The following is a 15072-nucleotide window of genomic DNA, read 5'->3' as shown; positions in this document are numbered from 1 at the left end:
GAGTGACGCAAGTCTGCCTGAGCAAGTTCTGCCTGTGAACCAAGAATCCCCGCGCATGGCAGGCCGGGGAGTGTCAAGAGTCATGTTTCTTACCTTAAGGTTTTCAGTAGCAACGAGGCTATTACCGCTTGCGATTTCTGCTGCTACCTGATGAACCCAGTTTTGGCGCTGATTAGCAACCTTGCGAGTTAATTTACTTACTCGGTCAGATGCCTTCTTCCATCTTCTAGAAGCTTTAATTTTCGATTTACGATTTGGCGATCTCTTTCTACGTTTAGATTTTGAAGTATGTTTAATCTGAATTTCAGCTTTGCGTAGAAATTTAGGAGCCTCAACTAATTGATGATTCTCTCCATCAGTGATAGCCAAAGCTGACTTGCAGCCAATATCTATCCCAATAGCACCTGTTCCCAGTTCTCGCTTAATACTAGAGGCATCTACAGTGATAGAGGCGTACCATTTCCCATGGAGGTACACGATGGTGCAAGTTGTCGGGTTACCCCAGACTCTTGCCTCTCCTCTCATCTGAATTTCGACATCCAAATCGACAAGTTTTAAATAGCCATTAACACCAGTGGTGTGAGCCTTGAAGCCTTGTCGTCCATCTGGATATGTCCAACCTGAGTAGTGGCGAATTGATTTGAATCTAGGGTATTTTCCTAGCCTCTGGAAAAAGCGTTGATAGGCGAAGTCTACACGCTTTAGAGTGGCTTGCAAGCTACCAGCATTAAGCAACTTATACTCCGTCCAGACTTCTTTGAACGCTGGCAAACTGTTTTGCTGCTGGTAGTAGTCAACCTTATTTCCAAATTTTTGGTACTGAGTTTTCCGGTTAGCTAGTGCCGAGTTATAGAGTTCCTTGTGCATAGCCCTGCAATAGCGCAGTTTTTGTTCCTGCGTTGGCGTGGGATAGAGGCGAAAAGTAACTCTTCGTGTGGGCATTGGCTAAACAAAAACTGTAAATAATATGATACCAAACTGTTTGGAAAAATAAAAGGCATCGAGCCTTTCATTTTTCCCGCTTACCGCCCCTCCTTACTTCGTTGAAGGAGGGGCGGTAAGCGGTTGTGTTGTAGGGTGGGGATTGCCCACCATAAACTCAAATGCTAGAGGATGCTTATCACGAAATAGCCCTTTGTCCCGTACTCATGAAGAATTCCCTAGCTACGGTTATCTATTTGAGCACGCTGCAAACTTCCCGAAAAATCTACATACACTGTCTTCCATTCCGTAAACACATCCAAGACAGCAGTACCAGCTTCCCGGTGTCCGTTACCAGTTTGCTTAACACCGCCAAAAGGTAAATGCACCTCCGCGCCAATGGTAGGACCATTGATGTAAGTAATTCCTGCTTCGATGTCGCGCATGGCGGTGAAAGCGCGGTTGATATCGCGAGTGTAGATTGAAGAAGAAAGACCGTAGGGGGTATCGTTCAGGATGGCGATCGCCTCCTCAAAAGAGTTTACCTCGATCAGCGCCACCACCGGTCCGAATATCTCTTCACGGGCGACGCGCATTTCGGGAGTGACTTCATCAAGAATCGTGGGTTGAAAGAAGTAACCGTGTTTTAGTTCTCCCTCGGTTGCTATTTCTCCGCCCATCAAAACTTTTGCGCCTTCTTCACGGGCAATATCCAGATACTTGCTCACCCGTTCGAGTTGAGATGCATTTACCAAAGGTCCCACATCAATATTGGGATCAGTTCCTGCACCCAAGCGTAACTGACTGGTACGCTCTTTGAGCATAACGGTAAATTTCTCTTTGATGTCGCGGTGCAAAAGCAAGCGACTGGTAGCCGTACATCTTTGACCGGCAGTTCCAAATGCTCCCCAAACCGCACCATCGAGAGCAAGTTCTAAGTCAGCATCTTCCATAACAATTTGGGCATTTTTGCCGCCCATCTCCAAACAGACGCGCTTGTGAGTGCGTCCGCAAGTTGCACCAACAAAAGCACCCGTTTCCGAAGAACCGGTAAAAGAAACCAAGTCAACTTCAGGATGCTCAACTAAAGCTTTCCCTGCTTCTTCTCCCACTCCATGCACCAAGTTGATAACTCCGGGTGGCAAACCTGCTTCGGCAAAAATCTCAATAAGTTTTGTTGCACAAGCGGGGGTATCTTCTGCGGGTTTGAGGATGACAGTATTACCGCATACCAAAGCTGGCATAGCTTTCCAGCAGGGAATGGCGACTGGGAAATTCCAGGGAGTGATGAGGGCGCAGACTCCAATGGGCATTCTTACCGTCATCGCGAATTTGTTGGGCATTTCCGAGGGAATAGTTTGCCCGAATAGCCGTCGCCCTTCGCCAGCGCTGTAATAGGCGCAGTCAATACCTTCTTGGACATCTCCCCGTGCTTCTGTCAGGGGTTTACCCATTTCCCGACTCATAAGTTGGGCAAGTTCTTCTTTGTGCTTGAGTAAAAGTTCTCCCACTCTCTGAATATATTCTGCTCTCGCTGGAGCGGGGACGAGTCGCCAGGTACGATATGCCTTGCGGGCGGCTGCTACGGCTGTATCTATATCTGCTGCTGCGGAACGCGGGAAAGTGGCAACAAGTTCGCGGCTAACAGCAGGGTTGCGACTTTCTAGGGTGGCTCCCCCTGTAGCGCTCAACCATTTACCGTCGATGTAATTGCGGCAAGTCAGGGGAGTGGTCATAATCAAGACCTCCAGCTCGTGATCTACTGAAAGCACTAGTTTCGCTTGCTTTATCGATTGTAGTCAAGTGAGCAAGTGATGTTTTCAGGAGGAGCAGCACAAAGTGCATATGTTTATTTCAACTCAAACTATTAATAAGCAACAAGGTTAGCAAACAAAAAATTACCTTCTGCTTTGTTTATAAATTAAAGATTGCATCAAATAAAAATAAATTTTAAACCAATTCGAGCAATTGTTGCTCTTGTACCATTTGCCCTTTTACTTAACAGTTGTGGTCGTGAATTTCCCTCCGTTCAAAGAGTGTAGTACTCGGATTATGCAACTTGTTAAGTCAATCAACGTTCAAAGACTAGAGTTAGTTACGAAGTCTAAGATAACTCAGGCAGATTCCTTAGAGATATCAAAATGGGTAACTACTCTTAATAGTAGTCTAAATAAGATAGCTATTGGACAAATTGACGAAATACGAACTGATTTGCGGGAACCGGCAGAAAGAATAAAAAAGGTCACGGGCAAGTTGGATGCTGCCATCAATAAACTGGAGAATTTTAATAAATTCCTAACAATTTTAACTGGTTTTGTGAACCTTGTTGGTGCAATTTTAAGCCCAGCTTCAGGAGGACTGGTAAAAATTGCTGCGGTAGTAAATCAGCTTGATAACCTTACATAGGATAAACTTTAAACTAATTCATAAAATAATTTTTCTTCGCACAGTTGAGTAAGGTTAAAAAGCGATGGAGGGTGAGACAAAGAGGAGATACTCCCTTTGTCCCGCCTTTTTCGCTTTGGCATAAAAAATCATGACACCAATATGCAACCCCTATAAATTTATGGCAAAAACGCCAACACTCCAACTGGAGAACCCGAACCGCCCTGCAACCGTAGCACTCCAATCACCAAAGTAGCTCCTGTTGGTGGTAACTGATCCAAATTCGTCAAATTTTCCAAGACAATGCGGGGTTTCTGCAATACCAAGCGATTAGTCCCAAAAGTGGTATCTTGCCCTGAATCTACCCCATGAGTATCAATTCCTACTCCAGCAATTTGACGTTCCTCCAGCAAGAACCGCGTAGCATCCCTACTAAACCCAGGAAAATGCATTTTCCCTTGAGCATCCTGGTTAAAAAAAGCATTTTTATCCAACCATTTCTCTTGCCAGCCTGTGTACACTAACAGCACACAACCAGGCGGAATCTCACCGTATTGTTGCTCCCAAGCCAGAATATCGTCAACACAAAGCGCGTAATCCGAATTCGCCACCACCTTTTCCCGAATATCAATAACTACCGCAGGGACAACCAGCGACTGGGCAGAATATTCGTCAATTCCCACACCATTAAGGTGAAAGCTGTTGGGAGCATTGATATGAGTAGCGCTGTGTTCCCCCATAGAAAAACGCCGCAGATAATAACCATCCTTATGCAGTTCCGCCACAGTCTCAAAATCCACTGGCGGATCACCTTGCCACTGAGGAATATCCAGATCAATAACATGACTCAAATGTATCACCCGCGAGTAGGAGATAAGACCCCCCTCAATCCCCCCACAAGCAAGGGGAAGATTAACTCCCCTCTCCGCTGGCGGAGAGGGGTTGGGGGTGAGGTTCCGAGAGATTAATCTCAAGAGCGTTGCTTCCATAACAGCACGAGTTTGACCGGTTACAGTAAATACCAGTGCCTCACGATAAACCCGCTGTGCATCGTGAGAGCTATGTAGAGCAGCACCACTGGAAACAGTCACCGCTGCATGAGCAATTCGCGCTGCTAAATCAATCGCCCAAGCCCGTAATTCCAAGCGTTCAGACAATTCCAAACCTGAATTATTTTGCGCTTCCTGAACGGCGGTGCGGCAGTTCTTAAGTTCCTGTTGAAGAGAATCAAAAGCATTGGTGATAAAAGACAGTGATTTTGTGCGTGCGACAGACTCCAAAATATCTAAACCAGCAAGGGCGCATCCTGTAGCCAGAAAAGTAGCGCGAAGAACATTCTTTTTATCGTTTTCGTGAATCCAACCAGCAGGCTTAATAAAAACGACAGTTTCAGCAGCTAAGAACCAGTTTTTCAGGGTGACGGTTACGGTGTTGGTTGATGTCATAGCCGCCAGTTGTGCGGGAGTTGAAAGTGTCATAGCACCTCCTGACTCTTGATGTGTTTCTCGCAAAGGCACAACACCGAAAACAGCACCACTATCTGGTAATGTGGCGGCGACAATAAACTCGCTGAAAAAGCCCTGTCCTGTCACCCAAGGAACAACCCCATTGAGTTGATATCCTCCAGGTACTGGTATAGCTACAGTCAGCGGATCTCCTTCGCGCCGAAGCTGCGAAAAGCCAACACCGAGTAAAACTTCACCGTTGCTCATACGGGGGAGGTATTTTTCCTGTAGCGAGGAGTTGCTACTAGCAACGAGCATACCAGCAGCGCTTTGGTGTTGAGTTTGCAGAAACGCTAAAGCACCAGAATACCGTGCTACTAGTTCTTGAAAGCTGCCATATGTCTGTTCGCTAACTTCTTGTCCACCCCATTGGCGTGGAACCAACAGCGCTAGCATACCCAATTCCCCAAAACCTCGAAGTGCTTGAAATAAAGCAGTTGGGTTGCAATCTATCTCGTTAGCTAATGGTGCAACTTCTTCAAGCAAGTAGGACTTGGCTGTATCTAGGAGAGAGTGATGATCCTTCACGCGTCACGGTTGCAAAGGTTTGTTAACTATCTTTATTATAAATAATTATAAATAATTATAAATAACCCCTCCAACCCCTATAAACATTAGGCTTTGGAGGGTTCAAATGTTGCAGCAAAAAGTGAATTAGTTATAATTGACATTCCCACGCCTAAAAGGGGATAGGATTCTTGGGCTGAGACTGCGATGAGCAAGTTTTCCCCACTCACGTCTTACATTCTCATATCGCACCATTACAGATGCCTCCGCAAGCGTTAATTTCCGCGTGCCCCACGGTATTTAATGATTACTGTACCATATTAGTGATTTTACCGGAACATTTTGTCAACGCAAAGGATCGACTACAGGTTGGCGCTCCTTGGGCAAAGTTGGAGCAACAAATTCAGCTTCTTGCGTGGAATTGATTTGCGAGTGTGATTGCGGGCGAAATTCTACGACATCGCGTTTGATGGTGATATCATAGTCACCAAAAAAGTCATGTCCGAGAAGCCCAGTTTCTAGATCTGTGCCTGCGATCGCCACTGCTACGCGATTCACCTTAACCCCACCAACTTCCATCGAATCCACATAGCCGATGGGAAATTCTACTGCTTTGGAACTTGCCGTATTTGCCTTGGCTCTTCCAACTTGCACCACTGCCAAAGCATTTGCCATCTTCTGGGTAATCACTGTGCCACTCGCTCCCGTATCCACAATCATTTCAAAGAGCTGATTGCCATTAAAGGTGACTTCGATAATTGGTGTGCCACCAATTCGCCGTTTGATTGGGGCTGTATACACCGGTTGTTCGTTTTGCCGTTTCGTTGGAACAACCAACGCCTCTTGTTGTTTCAGTGGCACTACGGTCGTCGGCTTTGGCAACGGTGGTAACGCTTTTTGCCGAGGTGCTAAGGGTGGTTGGGTGACAATTGGTTGGGTGACAATTGGTTGGTTGACAATTGGTTGGGTGATACTTGGTGTCACAGAAGGCTCGGGGATGCCAACTGCTACCCTCTCCGGTTGTGCTTGTTGTGGTGGATTTACTGGGCGAGTGGCTTTTCGTGTCGCATATTTGACATGGCGCTTGTAATCTATGATTTTTGCTTGAGCGCTTGTGAAATAAGGACTATCAACTGGGACTTTCTGCATCAGGGCGATCGCTTCTTGCAGCTCAATTGCCACCAAATTCCAATCATCTGTGGATTGAGCAGATTGGCTGATGCTAAGAGCGCTAACAGCTTTATCTAGTCCCTGTTCAAAATAACCGACTTCAATCTCAGACAAGTGCTGCCTTGGTGGCTCTAGTTGTGTGCCAGCGCTTAGAGGTGTCGTTGTGGCAGCAGGCGGGGCAACACTCTTATCTTCAGGCACAACAGGCTGCTCATCACCACTTGTCACGGCAACCTGTTGCTCTCTATTACAGCCAACAGTGAAAACCGCTAGTGTGGTTGACAGAAGAATCAGCCCTGCTCGGGATAAAATAAATTGAACCATAATTAATTTTAAATTTTATCTGTTCTAAGGTTTTGAAATCTACTGCCACTGCCCATTACTGTTTAAAAATTTTGTGTCTTCGAGTTTTAAGCTTTGGTTAATTGAGTTATAAGTTCCGAAATCCTTGACTCATGGCATAATATTCGTTCGCAGTATCGAGTCAATCGAGAAATGGGGGAGTAGGGATAAGGCAGATGAGCGAGATGGGGGGAGATAAGGCACATGAGGCAGATGGGGGAGATAAGCAAGAGTAGTCATTGTTCATTTACTTCGTCATCCTCCTCATCCTCCTCATTCTCATCCTCCTCATCTTCACCACTTACTACTCCCCGATCCCCTAACAATCCCAAATCCCTAATCCTTCAATTTCATAGCTTATGCCTCTATCTGACGCAATACCTGCTATTTTTGTTTTGGCAGATGGAACCACATATCGTGGTTGGTCTTTTGGTGCCACTGGAACCAAGATTGGGGAAGTGGTTTTTAACACTGGCATGACCGGATATCAAGAAGTGCTGACCGACCCTAGTTACTGCGGTCAGATAGTCATTTTTACTTATCCTGAATTGGGAAATACTGGCGTTAATCCAGAGGACGAGGAATCAAGTAGACCGCAGGTGCAAGGTGCTGTTGCTCGGAATATTTGTACTCGACCAAGTAACTGGCGCTCCACACAGTCATTATCCGACTACCTTGAACAATACGATATCCCAGGTATATACGGCATTGATACCCGCGCCCTTACCCGCAAAATTCGGATTTTCGGAGCGATGAACGGTGGCATTTCCACAGAAATTTTAGATGAGGCTGAGTTGCTAGAGCAAGTGCAGGCAGCTCCTAGCATGAAAGGATTGAATCTCGTCCGCGAGGTCACCACCCCAAATATATATGAATGGTCTGATCCCACCAACCCGGTATGGGAATTTAATCCTGCTTGCCAAGAAGATTCTCGGGAATCTTTCACCGTCGTCGCTATTGACTTTGGCGTGAAACGCAATATAATGCGTCGTTTAGCAAGTTACGGTTGCCGCGTCATTGTTGTTCCCGCTAATACCCCACCAGAAGAAATTCTCAAATACAATCCAGATGGGATCTTTCTTTCTAATGGTCCTGGCGATCCAGCATCTGTCACCGAAGGCATTGAAACGACCAAAGCGCTACTCTTAACTCACAAACCCATGTTTGGCATTTGTATGGGACACCAAATTTTGGGTCATGCGCTAGGAGCTGAAACTTTCAAACTCAAATTTGGTCATCGTGGTTTAAATCAGCCAGCTGGTTTGCAACAACGAGTAGAAATTACCAGCCAAAACCATAGCTTTGCCATTGACCCAGATACTTTACCTAAGGGTGTTGTAGAAATTAGCCATCTTAATTTAAACGACTCCACCATTGCTGGGTTACGTCACAAGTCCCTGCCCGTGTTTTCTGTACAATATCACCCAGAGGCAAGCCCTGGTCCTCACGATGCTGATTATCTGTTTGAGCAGTTTGTCCAAGCAATGCGAGCAGCTCGTCGAGCCGGAGTCGCCAGAGTAGGGTAAAAATGGAGAAAGTTACACAAAAGACGACAAGGAGACAAAAAAGATGAGGGGTATGCTGTCGGATGCTGCCGGATAAGGGGGATGCTGTCGGACAAGGAGGACAAGGGAAAATTCCTACATCTGGCCCATCTCCCCCTGCTTCCTCATCTCCTTTCCTGCCAGCAGGTTGTAGACAACATACAATAAAACCATCTATACTTGAGCGTTCGCCATAACTATTTCGCCATAACTATGAGGAGGGAATTATTGCTGAGCCACTTAATCTAACTGTAAGCCTGAGAGGCACTCGAGAAGTCCGGGATAACTGTCAGCTATTCCGCCTCACAGGTTTGTTAGACGCCTTTTCCGAACCGACATTTCGCAAGGTACTTGGGAGCAAGATTGAAGAGGGACCAAAGCACATTATTCTGGATCTCTCACAAATCGATTTTGTTGATAGCTCCGGCTTGGGTGCTTTGGTGCAGCTAGCCAAACAGGCTAACTCCGAAGGCACTTTGCAAATTGTCACTAATGCCCGTGTCACTCAAACGGTCAAGCTTGTTCGCTTGGAGAAGTTTCTCGCCCTACAAACATCAGTTGAAGCGGCTCTAGAAAACGTCAAGTCGTCTTGATTGCTTGATCTAAGAGGTTAATATAGCTATCCGATCATCAAATCTGGATAGCTAAATTTTTACAGAATCATAATTCTTGTATAAGGAGGAAAGCCCAGTAGAAATATGAAGGATAACAACGATATAATATATACCGTATAAGCCTGAAGAATCGGTAGCTGTATGCTACAATAAAACAGTATAATATCAATATACTATCAATTTGATTATTTATACCTTATACTTTAGGCTTTAGAAGCATCTTTATTTTTAGATTGCGGAAAAAGCATCTTAGATACTTCTGGATTTGACACTTCAGGTTAAGAGCCTTCAGTATACGAAATGGCAACTAGAAATTGAAAAAAAGATAAAAATTGCACAGTAAATTTTTTTGCTTTGATTATGCTTAGGTAGACCTGCATGGCAGTCTGCGGGTAGAAAAGTCAAGTTTTCCCGAAGAAAGCCTTTCTCATGTAGCCTGCGAGGAAAGAAGAACTTGTGACATCAAAGGAGGAAGACCCACTAGATGGATCAAATAATGAAGCTCTCAGTCAGGATTCAGTTTGGTGTCAACTACTAACGGCAGCCAGAGAGCAATTATTCCAACAGATTTCACAGGCACAACTGCAACAAATTTCTCCTACTGCTTTAGCATATTTGGGAGACGCAGTTTATGAACTGTACGTCAGAATGTTTTATCTACTACCACCTAGGCGACCAGAAACATACCATCATCTAGTTGTGGCACAAGTGAGAGCTGAGACGCAGGCTAAAATGTTGCAAACACTGTATCCTCATCTGAGGGACAACGAGTTAGAAATTGTCCGACGGGGTCGCAACGCCGCCACAGGACGCCCTAAGCGGGTTGATCCCGGAACTTATCAACACGCAACTAGTTTAGAAACTTTAATTGGCTACCTGTATCTCACCGATCTCCATCGCTTAACCGAACTGTTGCAAAAACTTCACCTAGAAAAGCCGTGAGAAATCCTGCCTCACAGTGGCAAAACTTGTAGAGTAGGTTCGGTAAATTGAGATAACAAGGATGCCCACCTATAAGCTCTACCAACAACTCATATGATGAATAAACCAAGAAAAATCAAGACTTCTGCCGAACCTAATAGTGGGCGACAACCCTTGAGAATGAAAGCAAAGCGTGTCATTTCTCTTCCAAGTCGCCCTCCCAGAGATAAAGGTGCTAAAGTCCTAACAGAAGGCTCACGCCCACATCGTAACTTCTCCGATTCATCCACTTATTCTCAACAATCAGAAGATACGGATTTGATCTACGGACGCCATCCAGTGTTAAGTGCTTTGGAAAATGAGCGCGGTCTCAACCGTATCTGGATTACTTCGCGCCTCCGCTATGACCCCCGCTTTCACTCGCTGATTTTACGAGCGAAGGAAAATGGCACAATTATCGACGAAGTTGAACCCAAGCGTTTAGACCAAATCACAGACCAAGCTAATCACCAAGGTATAGCGGCGCAAGTTGCTCCCTACGATTACATTGATTTGGATGAGTTGATCACACAGGCAAAATCTGTAACCGATCCAGTGATTGTTGTCGCTGAAGGGATCACTGACCCCCACAATTTGGGAGCAATTATTCGCAGTGCAGAGGCGTTGGGTGCTCAAGGAATGGTGATCCCGCAACGCAGAGCATCTGGTATCACTTCTACAGTCATGAAAGTGGCTGTTGGTGCTTTAGAAAACTTTCCAGTCGCGAGAGTGGTGAACTTGCAACGCGCTTTGGAAGAACTCAAAGCCGCTGGCTTTTGGATTTACGGTACTGCAACGGACGCAAGCGAACCTGTGCATATGGTGGATTTCAAAGGTCCTATTGTTTTGGTAGTTGGTTCTGAAGGCGAAGGTCTGAGTATTTTGACACAACGCCATTGCGATTTTTTGGTGTCGATCCCCCTACAAGGTAAGACTCCTAGCCTGAATGCCTCAGTAGCAGCAGGAATGGCGCTTTATGAAGTTTACCGACAACGTTGGATAAATACGCTGCACCTGGATAAATTACAAAAAATTTCTTTGAAAAAAGAACAGTAAACAGAGTATAAAGAAATGTAAAACAGACAAAATTAGCAGCATATCATCTAGAACCCAGTACCATATTTAGAAATCGGCGAGAACCATGAAAACCACTTGGAATAACCTTAAGGAATTCTTAATTAACATATTCCACAACTTTGGCTTCGCTTGGTGGGTAGAAGTTGTGACACAAAATCCTCGTTGCACCTACTACTTTGGACCGTTTCTCAGTTCTGTTGATGCAAAAGCGGCGATAAAAGGCTACGTAGAAGATTTGGAACAAGAAGGAGCGCAAGGAATTATTATTAATGTCAAGCGCTGCAAGCCAAATGCTTTGACGATCGCTGATGACTTGGGGGAAAGGATTGACCGCAAAGTAAAGCCTGTCTTTAGCGGTCAAATGTAATCAAACTGACAAGAACTCAGAACACAGAATTTACCAATTGGTGAATATTTCTACCAATTGCAGCAAAGGATTCTACAAGCAAAGAATTATTCATCTCCATAAATAAATATTGGAGATTTTTGCTTGAATTGAAATCCACCCGCAAAACAACCCTTTTGGGTTATAGTTGGAGTTTTGGAGTTTCCCACTCCGCTGCATCCTTAAGTTGTGAGTTCTTTTCTAGTCAGAAGGCTAGTGGTGTATCGCATGAGTTTTGAAGGCTTTGTCGTGAGCGCAAACACTCAAAGAGTTTAGGACGCGCATTCCTTACTACGAACTTATACAACCATCATAATTAATGCGATAAACCACTAGTTAGTAGTTGCGCTTGCTCGCAACTACTAACGCAGAATGTGTCGATTTTTCTCAAGCCAACGGTCAATGTCCCTCAAGACTTGGTTGGGGATCTCCCACGGGAAAAGATGGGCGGTATTAGGATAGCAGTGCGATTGGCAATCTTTGAAGTAGCGAGATGTCTCTAAGCTAGCGTCAACTGTGATGTGGCGATCGCCTTCCCCAGCAAGTACAAGAGCAGGACATTGAATTTCTTCTAGGTCTACAAGTCGATTATACCCAGCCCCAATCGCGCTATAAAGAGCGCGAGTCGCAAAAGCAGAAGTTTGGAGATACGCTGGTACAGCTTCTTTTGCTATGTATTTGTACGCGGTAGGAGTGTGTTGTTGAATCAGGTAGCGGAAGAGCGATCGCTTGCCGAAAGTTTCAATATTCCACTGCCAATCTGGTTTTATGCAGCTTAAGAGCGCGGCAACACCAGTATAAACATTATCTTGCCAACTCACAGGCGGATGATTGCCTCTGGGTCGGGCAGCAGTCGCCACCAAAATTAGCCCAGTGACTCGCTCAGGTAGCCGTAGTGCCAATTCCATTGCTAGAATGCCACCAAGCGACCACCCCAATATCAGACATTTTTTGATTTGATAACGGTCTAGAAGCGCTTCCAAGTCGGTCAAATGGTCGTTCATGTTAAAATTGCCATCACACCGACTTTTGCCGTATCCCCGCAAATCTGGGGCAATAGTTTGAAAGCGTTTTGATAAATGCTTGGTAAAGACAGAAAGACTTGAGCCGGAACCAGGATGACCGTGCAAGCAGAGAATCGGGAAGCCTTGACCTTGAACGTGGACGTTAAGGTTAGCAGCAGATGAAGCTGTATTGTTATGGCGAGGGTTGATCATTTATGAGTAATTTTATTAGTAATTTATCGTTGGTTTTGAGTTATTAATTAGGAAGTACGTAAGCTTTACGGGCAGGCGCTCTCGGCGCGTAAGCTCCCACCAGGTGAAAGCACCCGCGTAACGTCTGCACAAGAAATATAATGAATTACGATTTTTCTCTATATCCTCCTGCGTAGTTAATCACGCACATCTGCCTGTATGTGGAGTGAATCCCAAAAGCAACTCCTGTCACTTTAAAAGCAGGGTTAAACATATTTGTTCTATGACCGCGATCCGGTACCCCGTCATCAATAATTAATTGCATAACAATATCCTGTGCCGTATGGGAACCATAGCTAATATTTTCCCCAGCGGTGACTTTCCAAGTTCCGTAGCGCTTGAGGCGAGTAAAAGGGTCACTCTTATCGCTGCCTTTGTGACCAAGAATGCCTTTTGAACCTTGGTCTTTGACATGATCCCTAGCCGCCAAAGACATTCCTTTGGATGCGGTTAAACGTCCCACCGGACGCACTGACTTGAGAAAGGCGATCGCCTCATCAACCGCTTTGACTCCTTCCTGTGTTTGCAAATAAGTATGACTCGAGATTCTAACTCGGTTGCCTTCAAAGCGTTGTCTATACTTTTCTAAGACACCAGCATAAGCCGCGGGATTTGTTCTCGCCTTATTCATTTCCACAATCACTTGTTGTTCAAGGCGCGAAAGAGCCTTTCCGCGTGGCAACACATCAGGATTTTCTTCAGGAATATTAGGTACAGAGAAATCAAATTCAAACAATTTATCACACGATGTGGTTAATAGAGCGATGGGCGTAAACATCCAAAATACCATCCGACGCATCAACGACCTCATAGCTTTAGACCAACCAGTCAGCCCCTTCTCCTTCGGAGACGCTACGCGTTCGCGTAGCGTGCGCTTTGCGCTTACGGGGAAATCAAAAGTCACGCATTCACGCATTCAAAAGTAAGAACCCCATAAATAAATTTAGGGGCTTGAGTCAGCGGACGCCGTAGACGCTTGCGCCTACTCGATGAAATACATTTTTTCTTTTTCCATACCATAAGTTGGGGGCTTGTACCTTTTTCTTTCTGGTCAATATGTATTTAGATTCATGATTTTACAACTGGTTTCCAGATGGCTATAGCAATCCTAAATCATAAGCGGTTGAACAGTAAGCCTTAAATCTATGCAAGTCTGGTTAATCTTGGCTTTCCCATTTGGATAACCAGATTTCTAATTCTTCTCGTAGCTTAACCTTCCAATCGGGAATTGCCATAATTCTTTCTCTGAGTCCCGGTTTGAGGTTAATTTGCAATGCCCTGCGGTCGAGTGGGGCATTTGACACAAAACCTTGTTTGTTATTTTCCTGGAAAGGCATTGACTTTTGATTATATATGTTGCTATAACAACATATTAAACGAATCAAAGGGAAATCCCAAATGGCTAAGAGCAAAAAACAGGAACAACCTGAATATACTTATACTCAGGTTGTTCCTGTTATTTTTTGCTCTGACGAAGCACAGGTAGACCGAATCATGCATTTGTGTGGCGTACCAAGAGCGCTAACCTACAACAAGCTAGGTTCTTTGCAAGGTTGGGGTTTGGATTGGAAAAAAGCAGACCCTATAGTTAGAACTGTTCTAAAACCAGAAAATACTGGTCTTCCTGGTAAATTGTGGGAATGGTCTGTAAATGACACAATGAAAGCTATTAGCGCTCAACAAGAAGCCGCTAAGACTTTTTTAGTTCGAGACATCTACCGCCACACCAATGACCCTGACGAACGTAAACGGCTAGTAGACCTCCTTAAGACCAATCCGACTGAAGATAACTGGTTACATCGTCAGTTTAGAAAACAGTACCTTCGAGGTCATACATTTGTCAGGAATCAAATTGTTTATCACGGTGCAGGATATTTTTGTAAGCGTCTTACTAGAAATACTGTACAACTAGAAGTAGCCGGACTACATAGAGGCAAGCGCATCATTTTAAAATTGCGTTGTCGTCATATTATTAAAGGTCAAATACGTTTAATCCGCTGCGGACAAGGTGCTTTAGAAGTTCACTGCATCCGTACTAAAACTTTAGTCCTTCCACAAGGTAAACCTACAAAACAGATAGGAATCGATAAAGGTTATACAGAAGGATACTACACCTCAGAAGGGACTAGGATTGCTGATGGTCTAGGCAAGCTCCTCACAGCAAAAACCAACCGGATTACTAGAATTAATCGCAATCGCTACAGACTATTTGCGATATCCAGGAGTAAGCCGACCAAATCAGCAATCATCCTCAAAAATAATTTAGGTTATAAAACTAAAAGCCGTCGTCTACAGCGAGAGAAGGCGACCATACAGAATTTCATTCGTAGAGATTTGAGACGGAACATCACAACAAGCGTTGAAATCTTCTGCGAAGATCTCGCCCAACCGATTAAAGGTAAACAG

Annotated in this window: 15 protein-coding genes and 1 pseudogene; 8 read left to right on the top strand and 8 right to left on the bottom strand. The window is 44.8% G+C overall.

Going from position 1 to position 15072, the window contains the following annotated elements:
- Both AACT52_RS05960 and AACT52_RS05955 read right to left on the bottom strand, forming a co-directional pair.
- Window positions 1–942, bottom strand: a 942-nt coding sequence (locus tag AACT52_RS05960) for an RNA-guided endonuclease InsQ/TnpB family protein (RefSeq protein WP_143173006.1), incomplete at its 3' end; no start/stop codon positions are given.
- Between the two features lie 218 nt (window positions 943–1160).
- A complete protein-coding gene (locus tag AACT52_RS05955; RefSeq protein ID WP_073636349.1) occupies window positions 1161–2657 on the bottom strand; it encodes an aldehyde dehydrogenase family protein in 1497 nt (498 codons plus the stop codon).
- Between the two features lie 316 nt (window positions 2658–2973).
- Here AACT52_RS05955 and AACT52_RS05950 point away from each other — a divergent pair, with 316 nt between their 5' ends.
- Window positions 2974–3327 carry a hypothetical protein gene (locus AACT52_RS05950; protein WP_073636348.1) on the top strand — a complete coding sequence of 118 codons (354 nt, stop codon included), beginning with the start codon at window positions 2974–2976 and terminating at the stop codon, window positions 3325–3327.
- A 158-nt stretch (window positions 3328–3485) separates the two neighbouring features.
- Here AACT52_RS05950 and AACT52_RS05945 read toward each other — a convergent pair whose 3' ends face one another.
- The 3 genes from AACT52_RS05945 to AACT52_RS05935 form a co-directional block, all read right to left on the bottom strand.
- The gene (locus AACT52_RS05945; protein ID WP_073636347.1) at window positions 3486–5339 is read right to left on the bottom strand and encodes a cyclase family protein; all 1854 of its coding nucleotides are present in this window, start codon (window positions 5337–5339) and stop codon (window positions 3486–3488) included.
- A gap of 324 nt (window positions 5340–5663) precedes the next feature.
- Window positions 5664–6812 carry a retropepsin-like aspartic protease family protein gene (locus tag AACT52_RS05940; protein WP_073636346.1) on the bottom strand — a complete coding sequence of 383 codons (1149 nt, stop codon included), beginning with the start codon at window positions 6810–6812 and terminating at the stop codon, window positions 5664–5666.
- Between the two features lie 129 nt (window positions 6813–6941).
- Complete coding sequence (locus tag AACT52_RS05935; protein WP_272937152.1) at window positions 6942–7070, bottom strand: hypothetical protein; 129 nt, start codon at window positions 7068–7070, stop codon at window positions 6942–6944.
- Window positions 7071–7189: 119 nt separating this feature from the next.
- Here AACT52_RS05935 and carA point away from each other — a divergent pair, with 119 nt between their 5' ends.
- The 6 genes from carA to AACT52_RS05910 all read left to right on the top strand — a co-directional run bounded on the left by carA (window position 7190) and on the right by AACT52_RS05910 (window position 11392).
- Window positions 7190–8356 carry a glutamine-hydrolyzing carbamoyl-phosphate synthase small subunit gene (gene carA, locus AACT52_RS05930; RefSeq protein WP_073636345.1) on the top strand — a complete coding sequence of 389 codons (1167 nt, stop codon included), beginning with the start codon at window positions 7190–7192 and terminating at the stop codon, window positions 8354–8356.
- Window positions 8357–8418: 62 nt separating this feature from the next.
- Entirely contained in the window at window positions 8419–8571 is a 153-nt protein-coding gene (locus AACT52_RS41220; protein WP_233154235.1) for a hypothetical protein, read from the top strand.
- A 27-nt stretch (window positions 8572–8598) separates the two neighbouring features.
- The gene (locus AACT52_RS05925; protein WP_073636344.1) at window positions 8599–8967 is read left to right on the top strand and encodes an STAS domain-containing protein; all 369 of its coding nucleotides are present in this window, start codon (window positions 8599–8601) and stop codon (window positions 8965–8967) included.
- A gap of 477 nt (window positions 8968–9444) precedes the next feature.
- Window positions 9445–9930, top strand: coding sequence for a Mini-ribonuclease 3 (locus AACT52_RS05920; RefSeq protein WP_073636343.1), 486 nt, complete (start codon window positions 9445–9447; stop codon window positions 9928–9930).
- A 93-nt stretch (window positions 9931–10023) separates the two neighbouring features.
- Window positions 10024–11004: a 23S rRNA (guanosine(2251)-2'-O)-methyltransferase RlmB gene (gene rlmB, locus AACT52_RS05915; RefSeq protein WP_073636342.1), complete on the top strand. Its 981-nt coding sequence runs from the start codon at window positions 10024–10026 to the stop codon at window positions 11002–11004.
- An 85-nt stretch (window positions 11005–11089) separates the two neighbouring features.
- Window positions 11090–11392: a DUF1816 domain-containing protein gene (locus AACT52_RS05910; RefSeq protein ID WP_073636341.1), complete on the top strand. Its 303-nt coding sequence runs from the start codon at window positions 11090–11092 to the stop codon at window positions 11390–11392.
- A 380-nt stretch (window positions 11393–11772) separates the two neighbouring features.
- On the opposite strand, the gene AACT52_RS05905 is transcribed toward AACT52_RS05910, so the two are convergent.
- From AACT52_RS05905 to AACT52_RS05895, 3 genes are all read right to left on the bottom strand, one after another.
- Complete coding sequence (locus tag AACT52_RS05905) at window positions 11773–12627, bottom strand: alpha/beta fold hydrolase (RefSeq protein WP_073636340.1); 855 nt, start codon at window positions 12625–12627, stop codon at window positions 11773–11775.
- 145 nt (window positions 12628–12772) lie between these two features.
- Entirely contained in the window at window positions 12773–13465 is a 693-nt protein-coding gene (locus AACT52_RS05900) for a CAP domain-containing protein (RefSeq protein WP_073636339.1), read from the bottom strand.
- A gap of 358 nt (window positions 13466–13823) precedes the next feature.
- Window positions 13824–14003 (bottom strand): hypothetical protein, encoded by a 180-nt coding sequence (locus AACT52_RS05895; protein WP_073636338.1) that lies wholly within the window; start codon window positions 14001–14003, stop codon window positions 13824–13826.
- 61 nt (window positions 14004–14064) lie between these two features.
- Here AACT52_RS05895 and AACT52_RS05890 point away from each other — a divergent pair.
- A pseudogene (locus AACT52_RS05890) lies at window positions 14065–15072 on the top strand (hypothetical protein); the annotation flags it as partial.

It is taken from the genome of Scytonema sp. HK-05, assembly GCF_963872035.1.
GTDB lineage: Bacteria > Cyanobacteriota > Cyanobacteriia > Cyanobacteriales > Nostocaceae > Kalymmatonema.
Note: the sequence above shows the minus strand (reverse complement) of the source record. Positions and strands in the feature narration are given on the sequence as shown.